The 25,618-nt window shown below is 50.7% G+C and carries 22 protein-coding genes; 4 read left to right on the forward strand and 18 right to left on the reverse strand.

The window, feature by feature from the left end; translation table 11 throughout:
- Positions 1-4: 4 nt before the first annotated feature.
- Complete coding sequence (gene fdhF / locus ACFPOF_RS15565) at positions 5-2,947, reverse strand: formate dehydrogenase subunit alpha (protein WP_378134170.1); 2,943 nt, start codon at positions 2,945-2,947, stop codon at positions 5-7.
- A 161-nt stretch (positions 2,948-3,108) separates the two neighbouring features.
- Here fdhF and ACFPOF_RS15570 point away from each other — a divergent pair, with 161 nt between their 5' ends.
- Positions 3,109-5,442 (forward strand): hybrid sensor histidine kinase/response regulator, encoded by a 2,334-nt coding sequence (locus ACFPOF_RS15570; protein WP_378134172.1) that lies wholly within the window; start codon positions 3,109-3,111, stop codon positions 5,440-5,442.
- A 91-nt stretch (positions 5,443-5,533) separates the two neighbouring features.
- Here ACFPOF_RS15570 and ACFPOF_RS15575 read toward each other — a convergent pair whose 3' ends face one another.
- The 6 genes from ACFPOF_RS15575 to ACFPOF_RS15600 form a co-directional block, all read right to left on the reverse strand.
- Positions 5,534-6,412: an SDR family oxidoreductase gene (locus ACFPOF_RS15575; protein ID WP_378134174.1), complete on the reverse strand. Its 879-nt coding sequence runs from the start codon at positions 6,410-6,412 to the stop codon at positions 5,534-5,536.
- Between the two features lie 25 nt (positions 6,413-6,437).
- Complete coding sequence (locus tag ACFPOF_RS15580) at positions 6,438-6,902, reverse strand: hypothetical protein (protein ID WP_378134176.1); 465 nt, start codon at positions 6,900-6,902, stop codon at positions 6,438-6,440.
- Positions 6,903-7,050: 148 nt separating this feature from the next.
- Entirely contained in the window at positions 7,051-7,581 is a 531-nt protein-coding gene (locus ACFPOF_RS15585; protein ID WP_378134178.1) for a MarR family winged helix-turn-helix transcriptional regulator, read from the reverse strand.
- 105 nt (positions 7,582-7,686) lie between these two features.
- Complete coding sequence (locus tag ACFPOF_RS15590) at positions 7,687-8,307, reverse strand: nitrite reductase (RefSeq protein ID WP_378134180.1); 621 nt, start codon at positions 8,305-8,307, stop codon at positions 7,687-7,689.
- A gap of 85 nt (positions 8,308-8,392) precedes the next feature.
- Positions 8,393-8,722, reverse strand: coding sequence for a metal-sensitive transcriptional regulator (locus ACFPOF_RS15595; RefSeq protein WP_378134434.1), 330 nt, complete (start codon positions 8,720-8,722; stop codon positions 8,393-8,395).
- A 354-nt stretch (positions 8,723-9,076) separates the two neighbouring features.
- Positions 9,077-10,843 carry a Rieske (2Fe-2S) protein gene (locus ACFPOF_RS15600; RefSeq protein WP_378134182.1) on the reverse strand — a complete coding sequence of 589 codons (1,767 nt, stop codon included), beginning with the start codon at positions 10,841-10,843 and terminating at the stop codon, positions 9,077-9,079.
- Between the two features lie 123 nt (positions 10,844-10,966).
- On the opposite strand from ACFPOF_RS15600, the gene ACFPOF_RS15605 reads away from it, so the two are divergent.
- Positions 10,967-12,046, forward strand: coding sequence for an NAD(P)H-dependent flavin oxidoreductase (locus ACFPOF_RS15605; RefSeq protein WP_378134184.1), 1,080 nt, complete (start codon positions 10,967-10,969; stop codon positions 12,044-12,046).
- Between the two features lie 27 nt (positions 12,047-12,073).
- Here the strand turns inward: ACFPOF_RS15605 and ACFPOF_RS15610 are convergent, their stop codons facing one another.
- From ACFPOF_RS15610 to ACFPOF_RS15645, 8 genes are all read right to left on the reverse strand, one after another.
- Entirely contained in the window at positions 12,074-12,826 is a 753-nt protein-coding gene (locus ACFPOF_RS15610; protein WP_378134186.1) for a response regulator, read from the reverse strand.
- Positions 12,820-14,649, reverse strand: a complete 1,830-nt coding sequence (locus ACFPOF_RS15615) for a sensor histidine kinase (RefSeq protein WP_378134188.1) — start codon at positions 14,647-14,649, stop codon at positions 12,820-12,822. The genes ACFPOF_RS15610 and ACFPOF_RS15615 overlap by 7 nt, the downstream gene beginning before the upstream one ends.
- A 40-nt stretch (positions 14,650-14,689) precedes the next feature.
- Positions 14,690-15,532, reverse strand: coding sequence for a carbohydrate ABC transporter permease (locus ACFPOF_RS15620; protein WP_378134190.1), 843 nt, complete (start codon positions 15,530-15,532; stop codon positions 14,690-14,692).
- Positions 15,520-16,407 carry a carbohydrate ABC transporter permease gene (locus ACFPOF_RS15625; RefSeq protein ID WP_378134192.1) on the reverse strand — a complete coding sequence of 296 codons (888 nt, stop codon included), beginning with the start codon at positions 16,405-16,407 and terminating at the stop codon, positions 15,520-15,522. The genes ACFPOF_RS15620 and ACFPOF_RS15625 overlap by 13 nt, the downstream gene beginning before the upstream one ends.
- Positions 16,408-16,512: 105 nt before the next feature.
- A complete protein-coding gene (locus tag ACFPOF_RS15630; protein WP_378134194.1) occupies positions 16,513-17,838 on the reverse strand; it encodes an ABC transporter substrate-binding protein in 1,326 nt (441 codons plus the stop codon).
- A 685-nt stretch (positions 17,839-18,523) separates the two neighbouring features.
- Entirely contained in the window at positions 18,524-19,726 is a 1,203-nt protein-coding gene (locus tag ACFPOF_RS15635) for an MFS transporter (protein ID WP_378134196.1), read from the reverse strand.
- A 14-nt stretch (positions 19,727-19,740) separates the two neighbouring features.
- Positions 19,741-20,208, reverse strand: a complete 468-nt coding sequence (locus ACFPOF_RS15640) for a MarR family winged helix-turn-helix transcriptional regulator (protein ID WP_378134198.1) — start codon at positions 20,206-20,208, stop codon at positions 19,741-19,743.
- A 570-nt stretch (positions 20,209-20,778) separates the two neighbouring features.
- Positions 20,779-21,747, reverse strand: coding sequence for a helix-turn-helix transcriptional regulator (locus ACFPOF_RS15645; protein WP_378134200.1), 969 nt, complete (start codon positions 21,745-21,747; stop codon positions 20,779-20,781).
- Positions 21,748-21,870: 123 nt separating this feature from the next.
- On the opposite strand from ACFPOF_RS15645, the gene ACFPOF_RS15650 reads away from it, so the two are divergent.
- Together ACFPOF_RS15650 and ACFPOF_RS15655 are read left to right on the forward strand one after the other, a co-directional pair.
- Complete coding sequence (locus ACFPOF_RS15650; RefSeq protein ID WP_378134202.1) at positions 21,871-22,308, forward strand: hypothetical protein; 438 nt, start codon at positions 21,871-21,873, stop codon at positions 22,306-22,308.
- A gap of 15 nt (positions 22,309-22,323) precedes the next feature.
- Positions 22,324-22,800 carry a GyrI-like domain-containing protein gene (locus ACFPOF_RS15655; RefSeq protein WP_378134204.1) on the forward strand — a complete coding sequence of 159 codons (477 nt, stop codon included), beginning with the start codon at positions 22,324-22,326 and terminating at the stop codon, positions 22,798-22,800.
- Between the two features lie 156 nt (positions 22,801-22,956).
- Here ACFPOF_RS15655 and ACFPOF_RS15660 read toward each other — a convergent pair whose 3' ends face one another.
- The 3 genes from ACFPOF_RS15660 to ACFPOF_RS15670 are packed head-to-tail and all read right to left on the reverse strand — an operon-like array spanning position 22,957 to position 25,599.
- Positions 22,957-23,835, reverse strand: a complete 879-nt coding sequence (locus ACFPOF_RS15660) for a protein phosphatase 2C domain-containing protein (RefSeq protein ID WP_378134206.1) — start codon at positions 23,833-23,835, stop codon at positions 22,957-22,959.
- A 4-nt stretch (positions 23,836-23,839) separates the two neighbouring features.
- Positions 23,840-24,388, reverse strand: coding sequence for a GNAT family N-acetyltransferase (locus ACFPOF_RS15665; RefSeq protein WP_378134208.1), 549 nt, complete (start codon positions 24,386-24,388; stop codon positions 23,840-23,842).
- Complete coding sequence (locus tag ACFPOF_RS15670; RefSeq protein WP_378134210.1) at positions 24,385-25,599, reverse strand: Gfo/Idh/MocA family oxidoreductase; 1,215 nt, start codon at positions 25,597-25,599, stop codon at positions 24,385-24,387. The genes ACFPOF_RS15665 and ACFPOF_RS15670 overlap by 4 nt, the downstream gene beginning before the upstream one ends.
- Positions 25,600-25,618: the final 19 nt, after the last annotated feature.

Here is a 25,618-nt window from a genome sequence, read left to right on the forward strand (position 1 = left end):
TCCTTCACGTTAAATCAATTAGCGATACATATCCGGGACGGTTCCATTTGCGCTGTACTTCGACGCCGTTCTGCGGATGGCGTTTCTTAAGTCTTGGACTTGTTTTCGGCAGCGGATTGTCTCCTTCCGGTTCCAGCACTTGCATGCGCACTTTGATTTGCTTGTAGGCCGGTGTGTGCGTCTTGACATCGACCGCTCCGCCGGTCAGCAGATTAACGGCATTCTCATGGCTGGCGGAGTGCATCGGAACGTACACGGTTTTCCCTTGTGTGCGATCGGAGATGACGACACGAAGTTTGATCGCGCCGTAAGGCGACTCCAGACGCACCAATGATCCATCTTTGATTCCTCGTTCCCTGCCAAGCTCAGGCGACACTTCTACAAACACGCTCGGGAGTTTGAATTGAATGCCGTCGGATTTGTTCGTCAAATTGCCTTCATGGAACTGTTCCAGCAGACGTCCGTTGTTGAGCGAAAGATCGAACTCTTCAGGGAACTCTGCAGGCGGAATGTATTCGAATAGAGCGAGACGAGCTTTTTTATCCGGAAAATTGAATCCTTTGGTATGAAGCAACGGCGTATTGCTTCCGTCCTGCGATCCCCAGTGAAAACTGTTCCAGCCTTCAAGTAAATCGTAATTGCATTGCGAGAAAAATGGGGTCAACGAAGCCATTTCCTCAAAAATCTCGCTCGGATGGCTGTAATTCCATTCAAATCCCATACGCTTCGCAACTTGGCTGAAAATCCACCAATCAGGCTTGCTGTCGCCCTTCGGCTCAAACACTTGATACAGCCGCTGCACGCGGCGTTCGGTATTCGTAAACGTCCCTTCTTTTTCAAGCGACGGCGACGCAGGGAGGACAATGTCGGCGAATTGCGCCGTCTTGCTTAGGAATACGTCTTGCACGACAAGAAACTCGAGCTTGGAGAGCATTTCCTGGGTATGGTTGGAGTTCGCATCCACCCACGCCATCTCCTCTCCGGAAATGTACATCCCTTTCATCTCGTCGCGGTCAATGGCGTCGAGCATTTGAATGTTGTCGAGCCCCGGTTTGTCCGGTAGCGCAACTCCGTAAGCCGCTGCAAATTTGGCGCGAATCTCGTCGTTCGCAACCGGCTGATACCCGGGGAAAATATTCGGCATCGTTCCCATGTCGGACGCGCCTTGCACGTTGTTGTGGCCGCGCAGCGGAAAAGCGCCTGCCCCCGGACGCATGAAGTTTCCGGTAATGAGCAGCAGGTTGGCAATCGCAGCCGACGTATGGGAGCCGGCGACGTTTTGCGTGACGCCCATACCCCAGCATATCGCCGTTCCATCCGCATCGCGAATCATCGTAGCCACTTGAATTAACGTTTCTTTGGATATGCCTGTTTCTTTCTCGGCGAATTCCAAAGTGAATCGCTCGAGAAGCTGCAAATATTCCGGATAAAAATGCACATGTTGCTCGATGAATGCAGGCTTATGCCAGTTTTGATCGATCATGTATTTGGCGACAGCCGATAGCCACACATAGTCCGTTCCTTGCTTAGGGCGAATGAACAAGTCGGCGCGATCCGCCATCTCATGCCTTCGCAAGTCAACCGTGATCAGCTTCTGTCCGTGCAACTTGTGTGCGCGTTTGATGCGCGTTGCGAGTACCGGATGGCCTTCGGCAGGGGCGCATCCGACCAAAATAACGAGACCAGCGAATGCGAGGTCCTTGATCGTGCCGCTGTCGCCGCCAATTCCGCCTGTCTGCTGCAGCCCCCATGAGGCAGGAGATTGGCAATAACGCGAACAGTTGTCTACGTTATTCGTATGGAATACTTGACGGGCTAGCTTCTGCATCAAGTAGTTTTCTTCATTAGTGAATTTGGAAGAGGAAATAAATCCGAGCGCGTCTCCGCCGTATTTTTCTTTAATAGAACCCATTTTGCTGGCCATCAGGCTGAGCGCTTCTTCCCAAGTCGATTCTACGAATACGTCGTCTTGGCGGATAAGCGGTTTCGTCAGTCGTTCTTCACTGTTGATGAAATCCCATCCGAATTTACCTTTTACGCAAGTCGATATGCCGTTCACAGGGGCATCGGATACCGGTTGGACTTTCAAAATCTTGCGCCCTTTGGTCCACACTTCGAAAGAACAACCGACTCCGCAAAATGTGCAAACCGTTTTCGTTTTTTTCGTTCGTGTTTCACGCATAGCAGCCTCTGCCTCGGAAATCGCAAAAATACCGCTATAACCCGGCTCTACTTCCTTAATCAATTGAATCATCGGATTCAGTAGCTCTTTGCCCATTCCGCTTAAAAACCCGGCTTCGCCCAGCATCGACTTTTCCATTAGAGCATTGCACGGACAGACGGTCACGCATTGACCGCAGCTGACGCAAGAAGAGTCGTTGATCGCTACGCCATCATCCCAAATAACTCGAGGGCGGTCAGCTTCCCAGTCCATCGACAGCGTTTCGTTGACCTGAAGATTCTGGCATACTTCTACGCATTGGCCGCATGCGACGCACTGGTTCGGATCATAGCGATAAAAGGGATGGGACATGTCGACTTCGCTTGGGTCGACTTTCGGTTGATAGGGATACTTCTGATGCTCGATCTCTAGCAGTTCCGTTGTGTTATGAATCGTGCAATTGCCGTTGTTATTATCGCACACTGTGCAATAGAGCAAGTGGTTCTCCAACAGCCGGTCCATCGCTTCGACTTGCGCCGCCTTGGCCCGTTCGGAAGACAAACGAATGTCCATGCCGTCCACAGCTGCAGTAGCACAAGCACGGACCAACCTTCCATCCGCCTCTACAATACAAGTATCGCACGTCCGAATAGGGTCTACTTCCGGCACGTAACAGACTTGAGGATGCGGTATCTGGTGCCGATTAATCGTCTCAAGAATCGTTGAACCCTGCTTGAATTCGTAGGTTGTGCCATTCAATTGAATCGAGGCAGCAATTTCTGTCATGAGCGGGGCCCCCTTCATGTCGCGTTTACGTTTATTTTACTATAAAATAGCTTCTCGCGAGAAATAGACTGTACAATATAGAGCTTCCATTCCTATACTAATTGTCATACAGGAAAACCGACGGCGACTGGATTCGAATGCCGGTTAGGAGCGAGCGAACGATGTTAAGAGAGCTGAAAAATATCGAGAAAGCGCTGGATGCGCTGGAAATGTCTATGATTGTCTCGATCACGGACGGAGAAGGCAACTTTACTTATGTGAATGACCTGTTCTGCGAAGCGTCCAAGTACGAACGAAGCGAGCTCGTCGGAAGCCCTTCCAGCTTAATCAGCTCGGATACGTATACCGAAGAGCATTTCCAATCGATGCAGATGACGCTGGAGCAAGGACAAGTGTGGAAAGGCGAGATGAAGAATCGAGCCAAAGACGGCAGCGAGTACTGGGTGAACCTTACGATCGTCCCTTTCGAAAATGATGAGGGAAAGATAATGCAACACGTCGCGTTCGGAACCGATATTACAAGCCGTAAGGATAATGAGCTCGCCTTAAACCGAACGATCGAAAGCTTGCGCGACATCGAAAATGCTTTGGATGAATCCTCCATCGTCGCCATCACGGACGACAAAGGCGTGATTACCTATGTCAACGAGAAGTTCTGCGAGATTTCCAAGTACAATCGGGACGAACTGATCGGCAAAACACATAGAGTCATCAATTCCGGCTATCATCCAAAACTTTTCTTTCAAAATATGTGGGAGACGATTAAAAGCGGACGCGTCTGGAGGGGCGAGGTCAAAAACCGCGCCAAAAACGGTAGTGAATACTGGATGAATACGACGATTGTTCCGTTTCTAGGGAGTGAAGGCCAACCACAGCAATTCATCTCCATTCGTTCGGATATTACGGATCGGGTGAAGGCGGAAACCGACCTAGCCGAACGTACGGAGCAGCTCGCGAAAGCGCGTGACGAAGCGATCAAAGCGAGTATGATCAAGAGCCAGTTTCTGGCTAACATGAGCCATGAGCTGCGGACTCCTCTTAATGCGATCATCGGCTACAGCGAGATGCTGAAGGAGGAAGCGGAAGAGCTCGGCGAGCCGACTTTCGTGGAGGACCTTAGCAGAATCAGGAAAGCGGGCAATCATCTGCTCGCCTTGATCAATGATATTTTGGACATTTCCAAAATCGAAGCCGGCAAAATGGAGCTGATTTTGGAAAAATGCAGCCTTCAGGATTTAATTCATGACGTATTAACGACGATCCGGCCGCTTGTCGAGAACAAAGGCAACGACATGCGAACTCAGTGCGAGGAAACCGGGGAAATCAACGTCGATGTCACTAAAATGAGACAAGTTCTAATTAATTTGTTAAGCAACGCAAATAAGTTCACCGATGCGGGTTCGATCAAGTTCGATGTGTATAAACAATCGCGCGGGAATCTAAACGGTTACGTGTTTCGTGTGGAAGATACGGGGATCGGCATGACACCAGAACAACTCGAGAAGCTGTTTCAACCGTTCACCCAAGCGGATGCCTCCACGACTCGGAAATATGGCGGTACCGGCCTTGGACTTGCGATCAGCCAACGCTTTATTCAACTGATGGGCGGCGACATCGTGGTAGAAAGCGAATTTGGCCAAGGGACGACCTTCACATGCTGGCTGCCTCTTGCTGCAGAGGAACCTGCGGACCGAATGACTTCTTACTCGCCCGAACCCTTAGAAATGCAAAAGATAGAGGCGGGCGAAGTCAGCATTCTTCTCATTGATGATGAATCTTTTAATCGCGAGCTGATGGAGCGCTATTTGTCACGAACCGGATGGTCAATGGCATATGCTCAAAGCGGTCCCGAAGGGCTGAGATTGGCCAAAAAGCTGCGACCAAAGGTGATTTGTCTGGATATTCTCATGCCTAGTATGGATGGCTGGAGCGTGCTCACAGCCCTGAAGAACGATCCGGAACTCGCGGATATTCCGGTTATTATTTGGTCGATGACTAGCGATCGTCAGCTTGGTTACACGCTAGGCGTCTCCGAATATTTGACCAAACCGGTGGAACGCGAGAAGTTAATCAGAGTGATGGAAAAATATATTTCCGCACGCGATGACGAGCAAATTCTCATTATTGAGGATGACATTGCGACAACAGATTATATAACCAAGCTATTGCGTAAAGAAGGGTATGCTGTCGTGCAATCGCACAACGGCCGCCACGCGCTCGAACAGTTGGTTCAGAACCTTCCTTCGCTTATTTTGCTAGATTTAATGATGCCGGAAATGGACGGGTTTGAATTTATCGCCGAGCTTCGCAAACATGAAATTTGGCACAACATCCCGGTTGTCGTTATTACAGCCAAATCGATAACTGCGGAAGAAAGACAAATGCTCGGCGGTTATGTGAAGAACATTATGCCTAAAAACGCTCTCGATTACAGCGCAATAATCAAGGAGATACGGAAGTTTGTCGAGTTTAAGCGAGGAGATCGAAAGCGGTGACTTAAAGACTTGGGCAAGTTCGCCGTCTGTACGGTATGGATCTCATCAAAGCCGCATGGCACACCATGCGGCTTTGTCGTGACGGGTAATCCTAAGCCCTTGATAAACTAAATGTTTCTTGATGCTCCTGAAGAAAAGCCGCCAGCGTACGAGGCTCTCGATGAAGCAATTGCCTGATCGTGTCCGTAGGTCTTTCCGGAATAACGATAGCCATAGCTTGGATTTCAATGACATGGTTTGCGATCCAAGGTGGCAATTGCCCTTGTTCTATCAAATTCCGGTATAGCTCTTGAGAAGGTAAGTTGATGTATCGGATAGGCCGTTCAAGCAAGACAGTAAGCATGCCGGCAATATGAGGGTAGCTGAAAGTCTCCGAACCTGTAAGCGTGTAGATTTGGCCAGATGCTTTACGGTTTGTTAGTACTTCTGCGGCAACGTCCGCGATATCGCGACAGTCAATGAAATTGCAAGGGGAATCTCCCATCGAGCCGAAGAAAATATTTTGCTCAGCTATCAGTGGAGCGAGACGCAGAAGGTTTTGCATGAAAGCATAAGGACGCAGCACCGTGCAAATGAGACCCGATTCTGATAAATTGCGCTCAATTTCTTGGTGCCAACCGGCTACAGCTACAGGCGATTTTCTCTCAAATTCCGGGCTTGAGATTTTGACGATATGCTCAACGCCGCACTCGACGGCAGCTTGAATAATCGAAGTTTCCAACACGATTTGATCAGGACTGTTAGACATGGCCATAAAAAGCTGATTAACTCCATTCAAAGCATGTCGCAGCGATTCAGGTTCCCCAGCATCAGCGTACGCGACTTCAATCATTGTCCGATCCTTCTCCCCGAGTCGGGCTCGCAGCTTCTCCGGTTCTCTGCTCAGCGCACGGGCTGGCACATCAAGATCAACCAAACGTTTCAACAAGGCATCCCCTATCGTACCTGTAGCTCCAATGATTCCTATCATTTTCATCTTCTCCTTTGTTGATTGCTTAGTTTTGACGATTCGATTTGACAACGACGCGCCACCGCCACGTCATGATCGTACTTGCGATGACCCCTGATAATGGAAAGTCCATCCAGACTCGGTCAACCCAGGCCTTATTGCCGATCGAGGCGATACTGCTCAGGCACTCCGATAAAGTCCAGGCCGCACCCAGACCTAACATCCCCCCTCCCAATCCGAATAGAACGACAACGAGCAAGCGAGGCGCTCTGAGCATCCAGCTTTGATGCATTGGCCCACCTCGTCTTCTGAGCCATAGCCCGAGCATCAACGCGATTAAAGCCGAGGTGCCTCCTATTGTAGTTAACGCCCCTAGTTGAAGTGCCCTATCTCCAGTAATCACCCCGCCAATACCTGCCATTATGGCTGGAGAAATATAAGCCATAATCACTTCACGCCAAAGCACAAATTTACGAGTCCCCACATTTTTTTCAGCTTTCATTTTGTTCATAATCGTTTTTCCATCCTCTCATGTTCAAAGGGGTGCAAAATCTCGCATATAATTAGCCACCTAACTATATGGCGATGAAAATGGGCTAGTCCAACTAGCCCAAACCGGCATCACTCTCAAGTGACATGTCTTCTCTAGCATGCACGACTTATTCGTCTGTCAGGGCTGAAATGCCCTGTGTAATGCGCCCTAACAGATCGAGAAAAACGCCGCGTTCTTCCAACGTTAGCAAGCTCACCATCGCTTCTAACCGGGTAAAATGCTCGTGAGCCATCTCTTGAAGCTTCTTAGCCCCTTTCTCGGTCAGACTCACCGCTTTTTGTCGTCCATCCGCTGAACTGGCCCGCCGTGAAACGAGTCCATCCCTTTCCAGAATGTCGATTAGCCCTGTAACCGTAGCACGAGTAACGCTTAAGTGCTCCGCCAACTGCGAGGGAAGTAGCTCCCCTTCATGGTCCTCCAGATCGGCCAATAAGCGATATCTCCCAGTGGATAAACCGAATCTGGAGAAATGGATCTCCGCTGCGTGTCCTAGCCTCGCCCCTGCCGCCATTAGCCTGGATGCAACGAGTACGGCTTGTGCATCTACGTCTAAGTTATAGCGGTCGATCTGGCGCTTCGATTGAGCAAGAGACGGGCTAACATTCATGTCATATCTTTGTAAATAATCGTTGTTCATGCATTTAGTATGGCGCCTAATTATATGGGTGTCAACCTTTTTTACACCGGCACAACTTGTTTTCTCGTCAAATCCCAGACTTATTAGACTCGCTTTTGCTATCCGTTATCCTGCAATTTGCCGTAGCTGCTCAAGCGATACCCGGTCCACAAATTTGCTGAATTTTTCTTTTCCCTTCGCGTTTGCTTTATAGAAATGGATAAGCGCGATGACGGCCGGAATGAGCCGGTCTTCGGATAATCCGGAAACGACAAGTTTGGCGAAGGAGGTTTTAAGTCCTTTCGGCTCACCGCCAACGTAGATGTCAAATGTATTTCGCATTTTGATAACGCCGATATCCTTAAGCAACGGCTCGCTCGTACCTAAGGCACAACCTGCATACCCGATCTTCAGGGGGGTAGGCGTCTCAATGCCTGCTATCGCTGAATTTAAGGCACTAGCTGTATCTAACCCGGCCTCCTCAGCCCCTTTGCAGAAATTACAGGCAATTAGACTTTTAGTAACAAACCCTGCCGGGTACACTTCAAGTCCATAACGCTCAAGCTCATCTTTTATGACTTCGCGCCGTTCGAGAGGCACATCCGCATAAAGCTGCTTAAATGGGGTCATCTCAATGGTAGCATCCGTGCCCACGACAGAACCGATTTTGGCAAACTGCTCCGGAGTGAACAGGCTTCCTCCAACTTGAATCCCTGCGCTTATAGCGATTTTAGTCGTCTCTTCCATGACCAGCCACCTCTTTCTTATTAATTTACGATACCCTTGTACCCTATAATTTGTTCCAAAGAAAAAGCAGCATTCGCTGCCGTAATTATTTAATCAACTTGTTCATCGTTGTCATCAGCTCCGTGATAACCTCAGTGTCGCCTTCTTGAATTCTCTCGATGACACAGCTTTTGAGATGTTGCTCGAGAAGAAGCTTGCCTACTCCATTTAAAGCGGATTGAACCGAGGCGATTTGATTCAGAACGTCATCGCAATACGTATCTTTCTCGATTAACCCTTTTAAACCGCGTATTTGACCTTCAATCCGATTTAATCGGCTAATCAAGCTGCTTTTCATTTTATCCGAATGATGACTTTTTCGCTCTCCCTCTTCACCGCAATGATGAGAATCGTGCTCGCATGATTTCTCCGCCATTTTCGTAGTCAATTCCACGTGATTCGCCTCCTTTGCAAAACATTATACCATACCCCCACCCCCTATACAACTCGAAGAACGTTATTTATATCCTATTTTTCTTCGGGGCATGGTACAATATCCCATATTGGAGGTGATTTCACACGTGAAGAAGCTCCTGTTTTCAGCTTTCGTACTTATTCTTACGCTAACTGTCTTTGCCGGGGCTGCCTTTGCCGAGTCCAGCTCCAATGGATTGAAAACCAGACATGAAACAGCGAAAAATGCGATTGGAAATATCCGCTAGTCATCTGGCTATACAGAAAAGCTCTTGAACTGTCGAATGGACAATTCAAGAGCTTATTTTTATTCTCCTTATTCAGACTCGAACAATTTCTCTCCGCGATGCAGACGCCAGGCAATGCGTGCCGTATGCGGCATCTCTCGGGCAGTCGGCGCATGGGCGGCCAAATAACGGGCGCATGCGATCAACATCGTGTCTGCAGCGCGTTCCGATAATGATTCAGTTCCCATTAATGCGCGCCAATGATCGTACTCGGCGATAGCGGCTTCGTACATTTGGAAGGAGTGGAATTCAGCGTCCTCGCGTAGCAAGCTGTGGCCAAGCGTATTGAGCAAGGCTGTATGGTCACAGCCGGAATCCAAATAGGCGGTTACCCAGCCCGCCGCTTCTTCCACTTGCTGCCGACGATCCAGCAACGAAAGCAGATCCTCCGTTGGGGCTTCAGCTATCCCCTTCATATACGCATCCTTTTTCGGCTTTGGCGCGCGCGGCACGTTCAAGAATCGATCATGATAAATCGCAATTGCCCCGTAGAACAAAGCGCGATGCAGCAAAGGCTCCTTCGAGCGCAGCAATCGTTCATGCACCGCATGGGCATAAGTGAACGTATGCAGGACGGCTAGCCAATCTCCGAAATCATTTTGAGTATGGAATCGAACAATACGTTCCGCAGCCGCCAAAGCAATCAACCGCGCCAGGCGGGCAGGATCGATGCCGCCCTGCAACGCGTCGGCCATTTGCCGAATCGTAGCAAGAGGCTGATCGCCAAGCAATTGTTCAACGAATGCCTCTTCGTCAAAAGGAGCATTGAAAGACTCGGATTGATCTTGTGTGGACAATTCTCCGCGCTGTAACCGTTCGAACGTTTGCTTCAGGGGCGTGACCAGATCGACTGGCGATTGCCAATGATGCTGCTCCTCGCTGCGCGAAGGGTTACTGAGCAGAGGCGTAAGCGCGGCAAGAATGGATTCCGCTGAATCCGGTCCAATAGCTTCGAGCGTTTCAAATGCTTTATTATGGAAATCGAACGTATGCCCTCCGTCCAGATAGAAATGGTCTGTAACTGCAACAAGCATCATGTCGGCCAACTGATCGGGAGAAGCGTCAGCGGCGATCGCAGTCAGCAACACTTTTTCCGCGCCTTTCGCATCACGTACTTCTACGCAGTTGCGGTACCATTCCGCTAGCCGTTTGACTGACGCGTCCGCAGATGGCAACGAACCGAGCAGACGTCGGGGAGCGCGGCCGGCTCCGGCGCGAGCAACGTGTACCAGTCCGTGGTATAACGCCAGAATCCGTCCTGACTTATCCAGCTTAGGCAGCACATTGCGCATAGCCGCCAGAATGGTCAAGCCGCTGCCCCAGCCGCTGCTTTGCGATGTCCCGTACAAGATGCCGACGCGCACAATCTCGTCCTCGGATACGCCTGCTTCGATAAGGCCGACCACAGCTTTGGCGATGACAATACCAATGTTTTGCTCCAAGCCTTCCTGCAACCGCTTGTTTAATTTCTCGATCGTCATCGTTCTCCGAGGTGCTGCGTTGACCCATACTTCACCGTTTTCGATCTTGACATCATGAGACAACGCATCGTCCGCCCATGGATCGAGCGTGCCGCCGCTGCATACGTCAAAGCGCGCATGATGCCAGTGGCAGGTCAATATTCCGTCGCAAAGACTGCCCAGATGGAGTGGAAACCCAAGATGCGGACAGCGATTGTCCACTGCCGCCGCTCCGTCCTCATGGGCAAATACGGCGATTCCCCCTTTGATCACTTTAGCGCCATCCGATCTCAATTGTTCCAGCGCGCCGGCAGAAATCCATTCTTCTGTACGCATTCGTTTTTTCCCCTTCCCGGATTACGATGAGATATCGTTTAATTGATATACATACTTATGTAGAATATTGATATAATATCGATCACTTGTCTATCATGATGTGAATTCAGGAGGCATTCACCTATGTTCGAAACGGAGTTAACGCGCACGTTAAACATTCGACACCCTATTTTCCAAGCACCGATGGCAGGCGGTCCCACAACGCCTGATTTGGTAGCAGCCGTTTCGAATGCCGGCGGTATAGGCAATCTGGGAGCCGGATACTTAACGCCGGAACAGCTTCGCGGCGCGATCCAGAAGATCAGAGAATTAACAGACCAGCCTTTCGGTGTCAACTTGTTTGTGCCCGAGCAACCGGAAGTATCGGAACAAACGGAAGAAGCCGTCGCGCAAATGACAGAATATCTCAATAAATACCGCGACAAGCTTGGAATCGTCCAGAATCCGTCCATTAAGAAGTTTTCGGAATCGTTTGAGGAGCAAGTGCAAGTACTGCTTGAAGAGAAGATCCCGGTATTTAGTTTCACTTTCGGCATACCGTCACTTGACGTGATCCACGCCATGCAGCAGCAGGGTACAGTCGTAATAGGCACTGCAACAACAGTTGAAGAAGCTAACCATTTGGAAGCAGCCGGCGTAAACGCAATTGTAGCTCAGGGGTGCGAAGCAGGAGGACACCGAGGCACATTTTTGAAAAGTGTTTCCGAGTCGCTGATCGGCACGATGGCTCTTGTTCCACAGATTGTCGATCATGTGTCGGTTCCGGTCATCGCATCGGGAGGCATTATGGATGGAAGAGGACTTGTAGCGAGCCTTGCATTAGGGGCCGCTGCTGTACAGATGGGCACTGCATTTCTGGCCTGTCCGGAAAGCGGTGCCCATGAAACGTACAAACAGAAAATTCTCGCATCAAATGAGGACTCCACCGAAATAACGCTTGCATACTCCGGCAAAGCGGCAAGAGGGATTCGAACAGCTTTTATGAACGACATGCAGCAGTATCCCGGAGAAATCCCTGCCTACCCTATACAAAATGCATTGACCCGAGACATAAGACAAGCAGCTGCAAAAGCAAATGACTCTCAGTATATGTCGCTTTGGGCGGGGCAAGGTGTTAGGTTAGCCAACGATCAATCTGCAGCTGCAATCGTCAAACAAACGATCGATCAAGCCTATACTCTTGTACAAAATCGTTTCCGTTAGTTATTTATTCTCCAGCATCTCCGACTTCTAACCTTCACTTCTGCGCTCGCGATATTCCACGGGCGTCGAGCCGACGATTTTTTTGAACAGCTTCTGAAAATAAATTTTGTCTCCGTAACCGACCTGATACGCAATCTCATATACCTTCAAGTGGGGATGGTCAAGCAGAAATTGCTTGGCCTTTTCGATCCGGAGACGGTTAAGGCAATCGGTAATCGTCTCGCCGGTTTCCCGGCTGAACACGCTGCTAATATAACTCGCGTTAAATCCGATTTTCTTCGCAATATAGGGAAGGTCGATCGGCCGGTAATATTCCTTCTCAAGCAGCTTGCGGACTTGCTCGACTACGCCGTTCCCCTCGGAAGGAGGAGGCGTCTTCGTTTGCTCCCCTTCGGCAGCCCGCTTCTTCAGCGCAAATGAATCCAGCAGCCGGAACACTTCCACTTTGTCCATCGGTTTGAGCAAATAATCCGCCGCGCCGCTGCGCATCGATTGCCGTGCGTATTCGAAATCGTTGTAACCGCTCAGCATGACGACGGAGACGTCCGGCATTTTGCGTTTCGCCTGCTCGATAAACTTCAACCCGTCCATAACCGGCATCTCGATGTCCGTAATGATGACGTCTAACTCGCCAGGCTCCATCTGGGCAATGCGAACCATCGCATCGAGTCCGTTCGCATATGTCCCTTCGACGGCCAATTCGCCCGGATATTTGGACAGGATTTTGACGATGCCTTCGCGGATCGACTGTTCGTCATCGACAACCATTACGTTCAGCACGTTGTTCCCTCCCCGCCGGAATCTGACATTGGCAACCTGATCTTCACTTCCGTGCCTCGATCGATCCAGCTTTCCACGCTTAATCCGTATCCTTCCCCGTACTGCAGTCTCAGCCTCTCGTGCACGTTGCGCAAGCCGATTCCCCTGCCGGTAGCGTCGCTGCGCAAGCCGGCCATTTGCTCCTTCAGCGTTTTTAACGCAGTGTCGTCCATGCCGTCTCCATCGTCCGCAACCGCAAAAACAAGGTCGATGCCTTCCTCCCAAGCAGAGATGCGAATCGTGCCTGGTCCAGGCTTGTTTTTGAATGCGTGATGAAGCGCATTTTCAACGATCGGTTGAAATATGAGCTTGATGCAAGGATGATCGTACCACCGTTCCGCAATATCGAGCACGAGCTCATACTTGCCGGAAAATCGGACATTCTGGAGCGCAAAATAGTTTTTCAGATGCTCGATTTCCATTCGTACCGTAACGGACGAGCCACGGTGGTTGACGCTATAACGGAGTAGCTTGCCGAGGATGTAGGTCAGATCGGCGACTTCTTCGTCATCGTTGATTTCCGCGCGCATGCGGATCGTTTCTAACGTATTGTAGATAAAATGCGGGTTGATCTGGCTTTGGAGCGCGTCAAGCTCCGCTTCCTTGCGCTGCGTCTCCGTCACCCTGACGCGTTCCAGCAATTCCTGCAAGCGGACGATCATCGTATTGAAATTGCGTCCGAGCAGGCCGACTTCGTCCCGGTATTTCTGGTTGAACCGCACGTCCAGGTTGCCGAGCCGCACTTCCTGCATGAGCTGCTTGATTTTGCTGATCGGCCGTGTAAGCGCGTAGGAAATGGCGATGGCGATAAACAACGCAAAGGCGATAAAGATAGCGGTTGTCAGCAGCGTCAAATTCCGCGTCACCGATGCTTGCCGGGTCACTTCCTCCACCGGTACGTACACGAGCATTTTCCAGTTCGTCAACGCCGATTTCGCGTACGTGCAAATAAAGGTTTTACCATCCAACTGGATGGAAAAAGATCCGCGGTCGGCCGTCGCCTTGCGGATCGATTCATCGCTGGAAATGTTTTGCGTCGTCAGCGTCCCTTCGCTGTCGAATACGACCCGATTGCTCTCGTCCACGAGCACCGTTTTGCCCTTGGTCACCTGGTCCACGCTTTCAAGCTGACGCCGGATCGCATTGATGCTTGTGTCGAACACGATGTAACCTAGCGGTTCGAAATCGTTTTTCACGTCTTTCAGTTCCCGAATAACCGAGAATGCGTAGTAGGGAGATTCCCGGTCGTTGGACACTTCCTGCGTGCTGACGAGCATCGGCCGACCGTCTCCCTGCTTCGCGATGCGAGCCCACGTCATCTGGGCTTCGGAGAAATTACTTCGTTTACCTCCGGTTTTGATATTGTAATACGCGTTGCCGAAGTTATCGAAAATATAAACCGATACCGTGTCCGGCTTGATTTTGTTCAAATTCGTCACGTAAAAATACATGGAATTTTGACGCTGCAAATCCAATTCCGGCTCGTGAAGCCAGGACAGAAAGTCTTCATTATACAGCGGCATCGCCGACATGTTGAACAAATCCGTGACGTAGTCATCCAGCTTCGCCAGCGAATGCGCTGTCAGTTCTTCCGCGTAAGCGGTCGTGTTGACCTCGATAGACCGGGTATAGTTAATGGAAGAGACGTAACTGACCAACGTAACGGGCAAAGAAACGAGAAACACGAACACAATGAGCAGCTTCTGCTGCATGCTGAGGTTGGCGAATACCATCCACGTTTTCTCCGCCGCGTTCCGGATCGCCGTCCGCACTGCTGCCGCCAAATCAGCTCCTCCTCCGGGATAAAGTCCGTTTTAGTACCGATTATTTTACAGCACCATTCACGATCCCGGCAAACACATACTTCTGGAAGAACAAATAAAGCGCGACAATCGGGATCATAATGAGCAGAATAGCTGCCGACATCACTTCCCATTCGGTGCTTCTCTCCGATGAGAAATTCATCAAACTTGTCGACACGACGGCCAAATGCTGCGCCGGCATGTACAAGTATGGAATAAACATGTCGTTATAAATGCCGATTGTCTTAATAATGACGACAGTTGCCGTCGCCGGAGCAAGCAGCGGGAAGATGATGCTGTGATAAATTTTGAACAATGATGCGCCTTCCACCATCGCCGCTTCGTCCAAATCCTTCGGAATGCTATTAATGAACTGCAAATAAATAAAGAGCTGGAGCACGTCCGTCCCCAAATACAGCACGACCGGCGCGAACAACGTATTGTATAGGTGAAGATGCTGAATAACGGTGAATGTCGCAATCTGGGTCGTAATCGTCGGAATGAACTGAACCGCGATATAGACGCCCATTACCGTTTTCTTCAACGGAAAAGTGAACCGGCCTAGCACATAGGCGACCATCGTACCGAGCAGCACGTTGCCTGCTATGGAAAGAACGATAATGAAAAACGTATTGCCAAATGCTCGGTCGAGATGCGCACGGTGCATGACGCTGATGAAATTGTCGAAGTGCAGGAAACTTTCAGGCAGCTTGAACACGCTCGTCTGGGCAAACTCCGCGCTGCTCTTGAACGCATTCAACACCAGAATATAAGGCGGGAAAAAGATCGCCAGCACAGTCGTAAGCAAAATCGCATGCTTCAAAATGGACGCAGGCACATTACGTTTCAAGCTCAATCTGCCCACCTCCGGAAAACAAGTCTTTGAACGCCGATGACGATCATCACCATCACAATAAGTACGATACTCATTGCGGATGCGAGGCCGAAGTTGTTGAACTTAAAGGCATTGTTCATCGTGATCGTGAGGAACGTATCGCTCGCTCCGAGCGGTCCTCCCTTGGTCAGTACGAACGGCAAGTCGAAAATTTCCAGTGTCCCGATAATCGTCAGGAACAGATTCAGTTCAATAACCCGTATCATATTCGGCAAAATGACGCGCGTGATGGTCTGCCATCTGGTGGCTCCGTCGATATGCGCCGCTTCGAGCATTTCGGACGGAACGGACTGCAATGCAGCCAAATAGATAACCATGTTAAGCCCCATGAATTTCCACAGTGTAATGAAGGCGAGCACATGATTGACGGCTCCCGGGGAGCCGAACCAACTGATCGCGAGCGAATCGAGCCCCGCCGCCCTTAGCAGCGTATTCAGCGACCCGTATTCGGAGTTGAATACATAGTTGAACATATAAGCAACGGCTACCCCGTTCATAATAAATGGCATGAACAGAATGACCCGATAGACGTTACGGCCTCGCAATCTGGAATTCAGAAGCAAAGCAAAAAAGAGTCCTATTGCGTTTTGTAGAAAGCCCCAGCCCAAGTAAACGAGGTTATGCCGGAACGAGGAGAAAATATCCGGGCTTGCGAACACTTCCCTGAAATTGTCCAGCCCCGCCCACGTTTTCTCAGGGCTTAAGCCGTCCCAGTTCATGAAGCTTAAATAGACGAGATAACCCGCCGGATAGATGGCGAACACCGATAGCGAAACTAACGGTACGAGCAAAAACAGGATGATCAAAATGGTTTTCTGACGTTTGTAAGACATGTTGGGGGTCATGGAGCCACCTCGCTTGCTGCAAAAATGAATAACATATGCATACGGCAAAACGGATGGGCTTGTTGCGCGCACTGTCCGTTTTGCCGCCATGTTGAAGCTTTGATGTTACTTGCTTACGCTTGCCTTAGATGCTTTCCACTTTTTGTTGTAGCCATCGAAAACATCCTTCATGTTGCCGACGATCGTTTCCTGAATGAACTTGAACGGATCGAACTGCATTTTCTTCTCGACCGCGTCAACGTTCGGATCGATCGCTTGCGCTTCCAGCATCGTCGGTTTAAAGCTCATAAACTCGTTGATTTGCGGCAGGTCGTACTTGGCGTCCTTCAGCGGAGAAATAATCATATGATCCGCGTAGTCGCCCGATTCCTCGATCAGGAATTTGACGAATGCTTTGGCCAGCTCCGGATTTTTGCTGTTCGCGCTGACGGCATACGCCCAGTCATTGCGCATCATCCCTTTATACGTGCCGCTGTTGTCATATGGCAATGGCGCGAAACCGATGTCTTCGAGCGGCATGCCGCCTTTGAGCAAGTTCGAGAAAAACCAGTTGCCGATGTACATCATAGCGGTTTTGCCGGTAACGATATCTTTCTGCGCCTGATCCCAGTTCGCCGAATAGACGTCCTTCTCCAAATAGCCTTTGTCATACAGTTGCTTGACGATGCCAAGCCCTTTGCCATATGCGTTGTCCAGCGTGTAAGGCTCATCGGTTTTGATCTTGTCGTTGCGCAGATTCGTGCTGCCATAGATGAATTCGGCCGGATCCGTCCAGTATTGCAAAGTCCATGCATCCTTGAACGCCGTCGCGAACGGTGTAATGCCGGCTTGTTTCAGCTTATCCGCGTCTGCGAACAACTCGTCCAGTGTCTTCGGAGGCTCGGCGATCCCCGCTTTCTCGAACGCTTTCTTGTTGTATACAAGGCCGTTGATCGCAACCTGCTGGGTTATGCCGTACATTTTGCCGTCGTAAGTGTTGAAATCTTTGAAGTAGACGTTGTCGTCCAGACCAAGGTCGTCAAGCGGCGCGTAAAAATTCGGCAGGTCGGATCGTTTCGTTTCCACGAGCGACATGACGTCCGGCAGCTCTTTGGCAGCCATGCGCACGCGCATCGTTTGCTCGTAATCTTTCAGGCCTTCGATTTTGACATCCGTGCCCGGATATTTCGCTTTGAAAGCGTCTACGTATTTCTTCAGGTCAGTATCTACCAGTTCGGCGCGATGTGTTGCCCATGTGATCGTGCCCTTCAGCCCTTCGGCTGCATTTCCCGTTTCCGAGCCGCTCGGGCTTGCGCTGGCGCTAGCTTGCGGCGAAGAAGACGAGCTTGTGTCGGACGGCGATGCCGCACCTTCATTCGATTTGCCGCCGCATCCCGCGAGCAGCGAGAGAGCGACGATGGAGGCGGTTGCAGTGGAAAGCGTTTTTTTCATACGATTAACCCCTTTCGAATTGTCTCTTTGTAGCTTGAATTCATCTTATGTCAAACAAAATAACATTCAAATGGCGGCATTTTGTTTTTATTGTTCATTTTTTTGATTCGGAGAAATGTACAGCCATTTATGAAACCGCTTGCTAGCCGATGACACCGTTTCCAAAGATTGGTCTGAAATCGACGTGCTACCCTCACTCTTTTTCATGTCAAGAAATATATCACATTCATAACAAGAATTTCGTTGATGATGGCTCCACACCTAACTTTCCCCAAAAGAAAGAAGCTGTCTCATAATAAAGGTGCCCAAGCGGGTTAATCCCGCCTCTCTCGCTCGATTTGTGCGAAATTTCGTACAAAGCGGGGTACTAGGTAGTCTGTCAGCGGGCATTTGTGCGAAATTTCGTACAAAGCGGGGTACTAGGTAGTCTGTCAGCGGGCATTTGTGCGAAATTTCGTACAAAGCGGCGTGCGAGGTAGTCCGTCAGCGGGCGTTTGTGCGAAATTTCGTACAAAGCGGCGTGCGAGGTAGTCCGTCAGCGAGTGTTTGTGCGAAATTTCGTACAAAGCGGCGTGCGAGGTAGTCCGTCAGCGGGCGTTTGGCCCAGTCCGTCGCTGCAACCGGGTTTTTCCACCTATTTCAATGGTTCCCTTCTCGAGAAGCCTTGAATGAATCGCCTGTATGTTCACGGTCGTTCGGGGATCGCTGTTTGTTTGGCCATTTTCGACCGTAGTTGGCTGATGGAGTAGAGCATCAGAAATATAGCCATCACGCCTGCAGAGTACCGATACATAACATTATAATCGGACATCTCGGCTATCGCACCTAGAATGAAGGCGCCAACGGCAACGCCCAAGTCCGTCGAATTATAGAACATGCTATTGGCCATCCCGTGCTGCGAAGGCGCCGACACTCGCAGCATCCACGCTTGTATCGTCGGCTGAATCGCGCCGAAGCCGACCCCGTATAGCAAAGCGGAGACAATCAGGAGCGGCATCGTTTCCGCATACGACAGCACGATCATACTAGCGATCACGAATACTGCAGCAGGTATTAACACAGAAGCGTGACCGCGTCGGTCGAACACTTTTCCGGATATCGGTCGGATCAGCAGAATCGTAATGACATTGAACACGAAGAACAAACCAACCTGCTCCAGCTTGGCCGCCTGCCCGAACAAGGCCAGAAAGCTAAGCAAGCCGCTATAAGTAATCGCCAGAAGAAAGTTTAACAGCATCGGAAGCAGCAGCTTGGAATTGAACGGCGCTTTAACGGAAGGCTGGGGAGCTTGGTTGTGAGTTGAACGCGCAGCTTCCACCGGAATGGCTCGCGTAAGCAGCAAAAGCGGGAAGGTCAGCAGCATCGTCACCGTCCCGACCGTCGTAAGCGCGCCGAATCCCGCTTCCTTCATGACATTTAGCCCGATCATTGGCCCGACGGACATGGCCAGACTCGTGGACAATCCGAAGTATCCGATCCCTTCGCCCAGTCTGCGGCTCGGAATGATCTGCGACACAATGGTCGGAATTATCGTGCTGCCCATGCCGAAACCAACTCCGTAACAGACGCGCATCACAAGCAGTGAGCCGATCGAATCCGCCAACACGTAGAGGCCGGTCGAAAGCGCGGCAATACCCAGACCTATGAAGAGCAGTGAGCTCCGTCTGCACTTTTTCATCAATGCCGCTGTCATGAACCTCGCTCCGATCGCCGCGATAGCAAAGACACTTGTGACAAGGCTTAATTGCATATCATCGGATCGAAACTCTGCCTTCACATATGCCGGGAAGGAAGACAATAGCATTTGCAAGTTTAGAAACAAAAGAAAAGAACTAATCGTCAACGCGACAAAAGATTTGGTCCATAATCTGGAATGGTCTTGTTGCATCGTATTTAGGTCTCCTATTCCGGTTTAAGCGTTTGTTCAACGTGTGCGTCCAATCTCTTCAGCAACAGCATGAAGGTGTCAGCTTCCTCACTGGACATGCATTGCATGACCTCTCCGGCTACCTGTTGCTCGATCGGAGTCAGGTGGCGAACAAGCTTCCTGCCTTCTTCTGTAATGTACAATTGGAATGAGCGTTTGTCGCTTTCGCCAACTTGTTTGCGAACGAGTCCTTTCGCCTCCAGCAGATCCAGAATCCGCGTCGTTGTCGGCTTATCCTTGCCCACCATATCCGCAATTTCCTTCTGAATCCGCCCTTCATGCCTGTCGATCTGAAAGAGCACCGACCATTGCTCCGGGGTCACCCCGAATGCCTTGATTCGATTGAGAAAAAAAGCCGACATTTTGCGATAAACCATCCCCATCATAAATCCGACGGAGCGCTCCAACTCGTAATCGGCGCGTTCGTTCTCCTTATTAGCCATTGCTTACTAACCTCCTGTCGTACACCATTCCGTATTTAGTTGTCATGACAACCAATTAATTAAATTATATCTCTAAATTAATTTGATGTAAATCACGCGAGCTCAGAAATCGAAATAGAAATAAAGGGACTGTACCAAAAGCCGTTTTGCGTTCTTTTGTGCCCCGCGTATTTCTCGTTCACATACCCCGTTTGGTTGCCGTTCTGCCCGATTTTGTACGAATTTTCATACACATACCTCGTCCAATTGCGGATCCTCCCGATTATGTGTGAATTTTCGTACACACACGCCCGTCCGGTTGCCGACCTACCCGATTTTGTGTGAATTTTCATACACATACCCCGTCCGGTCGCCGATCCTCCCGATTTTGTACGAATTTTCATACACATACGCTCGTCCAGTTGTTAATCGTTCGACGCTCATTCGAAGCAATCGTCGATTGTACAGTAGTAGAAAGGACCTCAGCCCCCACATTGAAGTGGTGGAATTTGAGGTCCTTTCACGTGTGAATAGGGATGTTCGCCTGTCATGCGAACACTTTTGGGACAGCCCCTTTTCCATCGCTAAAACTCAACAAAATTTTAAATTTGCTAAACGCTCTTCTAAAATCATGCGCAGCTCATCAGGAATCCGCTCAAACTCGACCCCTTTCCCCAAAAACAAAAGCCAGTCCGCATAATAAGTCAGCGCCTCCACATCGGTCACATCCAACTGGACATTGAATACCCCGCTCGACTGAAACATCCCGGTAAGGGACAAAATAATTCCCGGAGGGTGCATACGCTTAAAGCGCTGAATCCCAATCGTATCAAGCTTCACAACAAGATTAGACTCACGTGCACTAAGCCGTTTTTTGCCTAAAATCTCTTGCTCGGACCACTTCATCTCCTGTTCGGAAATTGCCGAATCCCGCAGCATCTCAACAGGCAAATAACGAAACTCATCCGTGTCAAAATCATAAACCTCGACCAACCACTGAGCGTTCGAGTTAAAAATATGCAGCAAATAAACGTCCATTAATTGCGGCCAACCAGGGCTCAGCTCATAAGTCACGCGCAAATGCTTATCCCGCACAGCTAGCGAAATCAATTGGTTTAGCTCCGGAGGCGCCGCATCATCGAGCTCCAATAGATTCGGATTGGCAGGATTCGTATTCTCAAATAGCAAAATATGATTCAGTTCGATCAACTCGTCTTGCTGGGTTTGCGATGCGATGCCGATGAGTTTTTCAGAGATTGAGCGACGATTTTGCAAATACGGCAGCTGCGAATTTTTCGAGGCGATAAAACTGATAAATATCGCTTTCAGCTCTTCTGGCGTGAAGCGGGTCGCGGGTAGATACTGATTTTGCAGGACATTGTAACCGCCGCCGCGCCCAAGCTCGGTCGTCAGCGGAAACCCCATCGCCTGAATCTCGTTAATGTCTCGGATCGCCGTCGCGCGTGATATTTTGAACTCTCGCTGAATCTCGGCAATCGTAAAACGCGCGCGGTTATTGATATAGCGCATGATCAGATTTACTCGTTCTGTTTTCTTCATAAATAAAGAGTATCATTTTTTGATACATTAGGCCAATACAATCAATCTTGTAGAAAATAAATCCTCAAGGAGCGAAAAAAAATGTCTAACTACTCCATCAAAACAATCTCGGAAAACTACAAAATGACGGCTTTCGGAGTTGAACTTGAAGACTACAACGACTGGGCAGGCAATGCAGCAAAAACGGCAGCGAAAAAAGCTGAAATCACTGAAAACGGCAAACTTGCTGAACTTCTAGCGCTCGCTGACGGGCAAGAATATCAAATCAACTACGTCCTCGGAGGCAAGGCTTGGCGCGGCTTTGGCGTGATGGGTGAATTCGAAGCGGAAGGCGCGATCGTCCTCAATTTCCTCGCTGGCGACTACATCGTCGTGCCGGGAACAGGCGCTGACAAAGACCGCCTTGCCGACGAAATCACGGGCAAAGTTTTCAGCGGCTTGTTGGAAGAAATCAAAGACTACAAATACGTTGGTCCTGGCAACTCCACATTCGTCAAAGCTGCTGATAATGGTGAATTCTACGGCGAAATGTGGCTTCGTGCAAAAAAAATCGGAGGCTGATAAAGGAGCACTCACATGGCAGATTACAAACTTGAACATAAAAAATCATTTACTTTGACCGCTTATGGTTTTTCAATCCGGTCGAATTTCCAAGACATGCCCGCTTTGCAGAAGGAAAAAGCCGAGTTTTGGAGCGGACTCAAAGCTGATGGGCGATTCGATAAGCTCAAAGACGCCGCCAAAGACGATCGCGAATGGTCAGTCAACGAGGTTTATCAAGGCAAGCCGTGGAATTATTTCGCGGTAGAAGCTGGCAAATCAGTGGTCGACGCCACGCGCATCATCGAGTTTCCGGAGAGCGAGTACATCGTGGTCGCAGGAAATGGCGATAAGGAAACATTGTTTGATCAGCTGACTTACCGTGCTTTTGGCGAAGTCTTGGGCCAAGTCCCTGACTATGCCTACATCGGCGGTCCAAATGCGACTTATCGTAAAGATAATGGCGACGGCACTTTCTACGGCGAATTTTGGGTGCCTGTGGTCAAAAAATAAGGATGTCGACAAGGCCTCGATTTATCGGGGCTTTGTTTTTTTGCATTTTTCCCAAGCTTGCAAAAAAGCTCCTGAATCGTCGCAAGGACAAATTTCAAGAGCTAGTTCATTGTTATGGTGGCGGTCGAGAGTCAAGCCGCCCCCCATTCGCTGCGGTCATGGAAGTAACTCCGCGACAACGGCGGATTTGTCGTCGGACTTTTTGTGCCGGAGATATTTCACGCATGACGGATCGAGATTCTCTTGCTCGAGAAGCCGGTCCATATAAGGACCGATTCCGTATTCGTCCAATTCTTTCACGAACGTTTCCCATTTCCCGGAATCCTTGCTATGTTCGATAAAATGGAACATCCCGTCGGTCACGGCATAGACGACGGCCACTCGCGCCAGCGAGATGCGGCCCGATTCCATGAAGCTGATCAGCGCCGGATCTCCGTTCATGACAGAGTAGCCTTCACGAGTATTCGCTTTGTTGCGATTGCTTTCATGGGATATTTTCAGTCTCCGTTCGATTTCCTCGTCCGCCAGTGTCCCGTCCTCATTCCATTCCCGCTTCCGCTCTAGCGTTTGCAGGTCAAACTCGGCAACTTGATTGCGGGTGACGGCCCTCACGCTCCCGTCCCGGTAACGCGCAAACAGCATGCAGTCGCCCGCTTGAACGAATTCCAAATGGTCGGCATGGAGCCGAAAGACGGCGAAGACGGCTCCCCACCGCTTCCATGGGGTCGCGAAATCGATGCCGGCCTCTTCCATTCGCTGCCGCAATTTCGCGTTCGCGCTTCTCACGACCTCTCGCAAATCCAATTCCGCTGTGGCGGCCGCAAGTTCGTCTGCTAGCAGCCGGGCGGCAATGCAGCCGCCCGAGTTGCCCTGCTCGTCCTCATAGACGGCCATTCCCGACACCCCGTCGATCACGCCGAAAATCCGCGCTTCCGGGTTGATCGCCAACGCGTCTTCATTCCGTTTGAGCGGATTTCCAGGCCGTGTCAGTGCCGTGACGATCAGCTCCCGATCTTGTAAACGATACTCTTTCATCCGGTCATCCCTCTTCCATGAAACGCATGTTAAGCTGCAAACCTACCCGTCTCCATCTCTCCCGAACGGCTTCCTCTTTCGCATCGGGCTGAAAGCCCAGCTTGAAATACGTTTTGATCGCCGCCAGCCTGAAGTCGTCGGTTTCCAGAACAGCCTGCCGTTTGCCGTCCTCGCGCATGCGCCGCAGCGCCGCGAGACTGACGGCATACCCGAGGCCCCGGCCGGAATAGTCCGGGTTCACGCCTACCATGTGCAAGTAGCCGCAGCTTTCCTCCCAAGCCGGCTCCTCCCAAGCGCAAGCGGTCGCCGCCGGCACGTCGCCATTGCAAATGAACAGGACCCGCTCCGGCCGGAAATAGGCGCGGGAAGCGATACGCTCCTGAAAATCCCGTTTCCACCCGAACGCTTTCTCCACGAGCGCCTCCCATGCCGGCGCGTCGCCCGGCTCGTATTGCCGCAAGCGGAAACCAGCAGGCATTAGAAGCTCCGGCAAATCGGACAAGCTCGCGCGCCGCATGACCAACTGGGGCAATTGTCTATCTTCCGTCCTCATGACAGCCGCCTCCGTTTTCCGAAGTCGGGAACCTGAACCGGGTTGCCACCCAGCGCATGCGATTCCATGGACAACGGAAAGATGCTGCTCCACGCCGCCGCGTCGTACACGTCGATCAGCGGGCTTCGTTTGTCGCGAATGGCGGAAACGAATTCCTGCAGCACGAGAAAATCACCGCCGCCGTGCGAAGCGCCGAGCGCGTGCGCCTCCCATCGTCTCCAGTCGGGATGATCGAATTCCGGCAGATAACGGCTGAGCGGCTCCCACAACTCCTCCCGTTCGCCGTTCTCCCGCTGATTGTGCGGAGACCGGCCATGGATCCAGACGAGATCGTCTTCCCGGTCGTGACGCTTGGACACAAAAGCGCCTTCCGTCCCTTGCAGTGCATAGTGGCGCATGTTATGCGGGCGAACGGACGTCCAATCCACCCTTAGCGTAATCAGCACCCCGTCCCGAGTCAATAAATTCGTGACCGCGCAGTCGCCTTGCCTCCAATAACCTTCTTGCGAAGCCGGGTGGTCGTTGCCGAAATGCTCCTGAAAATAACGGCGCATCGACCGGGCATTCGATACGAACGTGGACAGGGTTTCCAGCCGGTCCCCCTTGCCCCGGTTTAACGCGATCCACTGTGTAATCGGTCCTATTGCATGCGTCGGGTAGTTCATCCCATTATAGTCATGATGTAGCTGGCCGCGCCACGTCAACGACCCATCGCGTTGATGAGCCAAGTGCCGCAGCTCGTGGATATAGCCGCCTTCCAAATACGTAATTTCCCCGAACAGCCCTTGCTCCGCCATATGGCGAACCGCTAAATTCGAACGCGAGAAGCAATAATTTTCCGCCATCATGTAGACAAGACCGGTCTTCTCTACCGTTTCCACGAGTTCCCAAGCACCATCCAGCGTATGCGCCGCAATGACCTCGCTGAGCACATGCTTTCCCGCCTTCAGGGCATCGATCGCTTGCCGGGCGTGCAGAAGCATGGGACTGGCTATCAAAACCGCATCGATTCGCGGATTTTGCAGCATGAAGCGGTAATCCCCGTACGTGGCGATGTCGGGGTAATCAGCTTTCCACCGGAGAAGCACTTCCTCCTGTACATCGCATATGGCGGCGAGCTCGATTTGGCCGGCCAATGCCGATATCGTTTTTTTGAAACGGCCGCCCCGGTTTCCTCCTACAATTGCCAGGCGCAGCGGTTGATGAGCCATAATCGTTCCCTCCGAATCT

Source organism: Cohnella soli, from assembly GCF_042655525.1.
Taxonomy (GTDB): domain Bacteria; phylum Bacillota; class Bacilli; order Paenibacillales; family Paenibacillaceae; genus Cohnella; species Cohnella soli.

What these genes read in the sequence shown, in the direction of transcription:
- ACFPOF_RS15650 (WP_378134202.1), top strand. Translation starts at nt 21,871, where the DNA reads ATGACGGCTTTCGGAGTTGAACTTGAAGACTACAACGACTGGGCAGGC.
- ACFPOF_RS15630 (WP_378134194.1), bottom strand. Translation starts at nt 17,838, where the DNA reads ATGAAAAAAACGCTTTCCACTGCAACCGCCTCCATCGTCGCTCTCTCG.
- ACFPOF_RS15625 (WP_378134192.1), bottom strand. Translation starts at nt 16,407, where the DNA reads ATGACCCCCAACATGTCTTACAAACGTCAGAAAACCATTTTGATCATC.
- ACFPOF_RS15585 (WP_378134178.1), bottom strand. Translation starts at nt 7,581, where the DNA reads ATGAACAACGATTATTTACAAAGATATGACATGAATGTTAGCCCGTCT.
- ACFPOF_RS15580 (WP_378134176.1), bottom strand. Translation starts at nt 6,902, where the DNA reads ATGAACAAAATGAAAGCTGAAAAAAATGTGGGGACTCGTAAATTTGTG.
- ACFPOF_RS15600 (WP_378134182.1), bottom strand. Translation starts at nt 10,843, where the DNA reads ATGCGTACAGAAGAATGGATTTCTGCCGGCGCGCTGGAACAATTGAGA.
- ACFPOF_RS15670 (WP_378134210.1), bottom strand. Translation starts at nt 25,599, where the DNA reads ATGGCTCATCAACCGCTGCGCCTGGCAATTGTAGGAGGAAACCGGGGC.
- ACFPOF_RS15665 (WP_378134208.1), bottom strand. Translation starts at nt 24,388, where the DNA reads ATGAGGACGGAAGATAGACAATTGCCCCAGTTGGTCATGCGGCGCGCG.
- ACFPOF_RS15640 (WP_378134198.1), bottom strand. Translation starts at nt 20,208, where the DNA reads ATGGCTAATAAGGAGAACGAACGCGCCGATTACGAGTTGGAGCGCTCC.
- ACFPOF_RS15595 (WP_378134434.1), bottom strand. Translation starts at nt 8,722, where the DNA reads ATGGCGGAGAAATCATGCGAGCACGATTCTCATCATTGCGGTGAAGAG.
- fdhF (WP_378134170.1), bottom strand. Translation starts at nt 2,947, where the DNA reads ATGACAGAAATTGCTGCCTCGATTCAATTGAATGGCACAACCTACGAA.
- ACFPOF_RS15660 (WP_378134206.1), bottom strand. Translation starts at nt 23,835, where the DNA reads ATGAAAGAGTATCGTTTACAAGATCGGGAGCTGATCGTCACGGCACTG.
- ACFPOF_RS15635 (WP_378134196.1), bottom strand. Translation starts at nt 19,726, where the DNA reads ATGCAACAAGACCATTCCAGATTATGGACCAAATCTTTTGTCGCGTTG.
- ACFPOF_RS15645 (WP_378134200.1), bottom strand. Translation starts at nt 21,747, where the DNA reads ATGAAGAAAACAGAACGAGTAAATCTGATCATGCGCTATATCAATAAC.
- ACFPOF_RS15570 (WP_378134172.1), top strand. Translation starts at nt 3,109, where the DNA reads ATGTTAAGAGAGCTGAAAAATATCGAGAAAGCGCTGGATGCGCTGGAA.
- ACFPOF_RS15590 (WP_378134180.1), bottom strand. Translation starts at nt 8,307, where the DNA reads ATGGAAGAGACGACTAAAATCGCTATAAGCGCAGGGATTCAAGTTGGA.
- ACFPOF_RS15575 (WP_378134174.1), bottom strand. Translation starts at nt 6,412, where the DNA reads ATGATAGGAATCATTGGAGCTACAGGTACGATAGGGGATGCCTTGTTG.
- ACFPOF_RS15655 (WP_378134204.1), top strand. Translation starts at nt 22,324, where the DNA reads ATGGCAGATTACAAACTTGAACATAAAAAATCATTTACTTTGACCGCT.
- ACFPOF_RS15605 (WP_378134184.1), top strand. Translation starts at nt 10,967, where the DNA reads ATGTTCGAAACGGAGTTAACGCGCACGTTAAACATTCGACACCCTATT.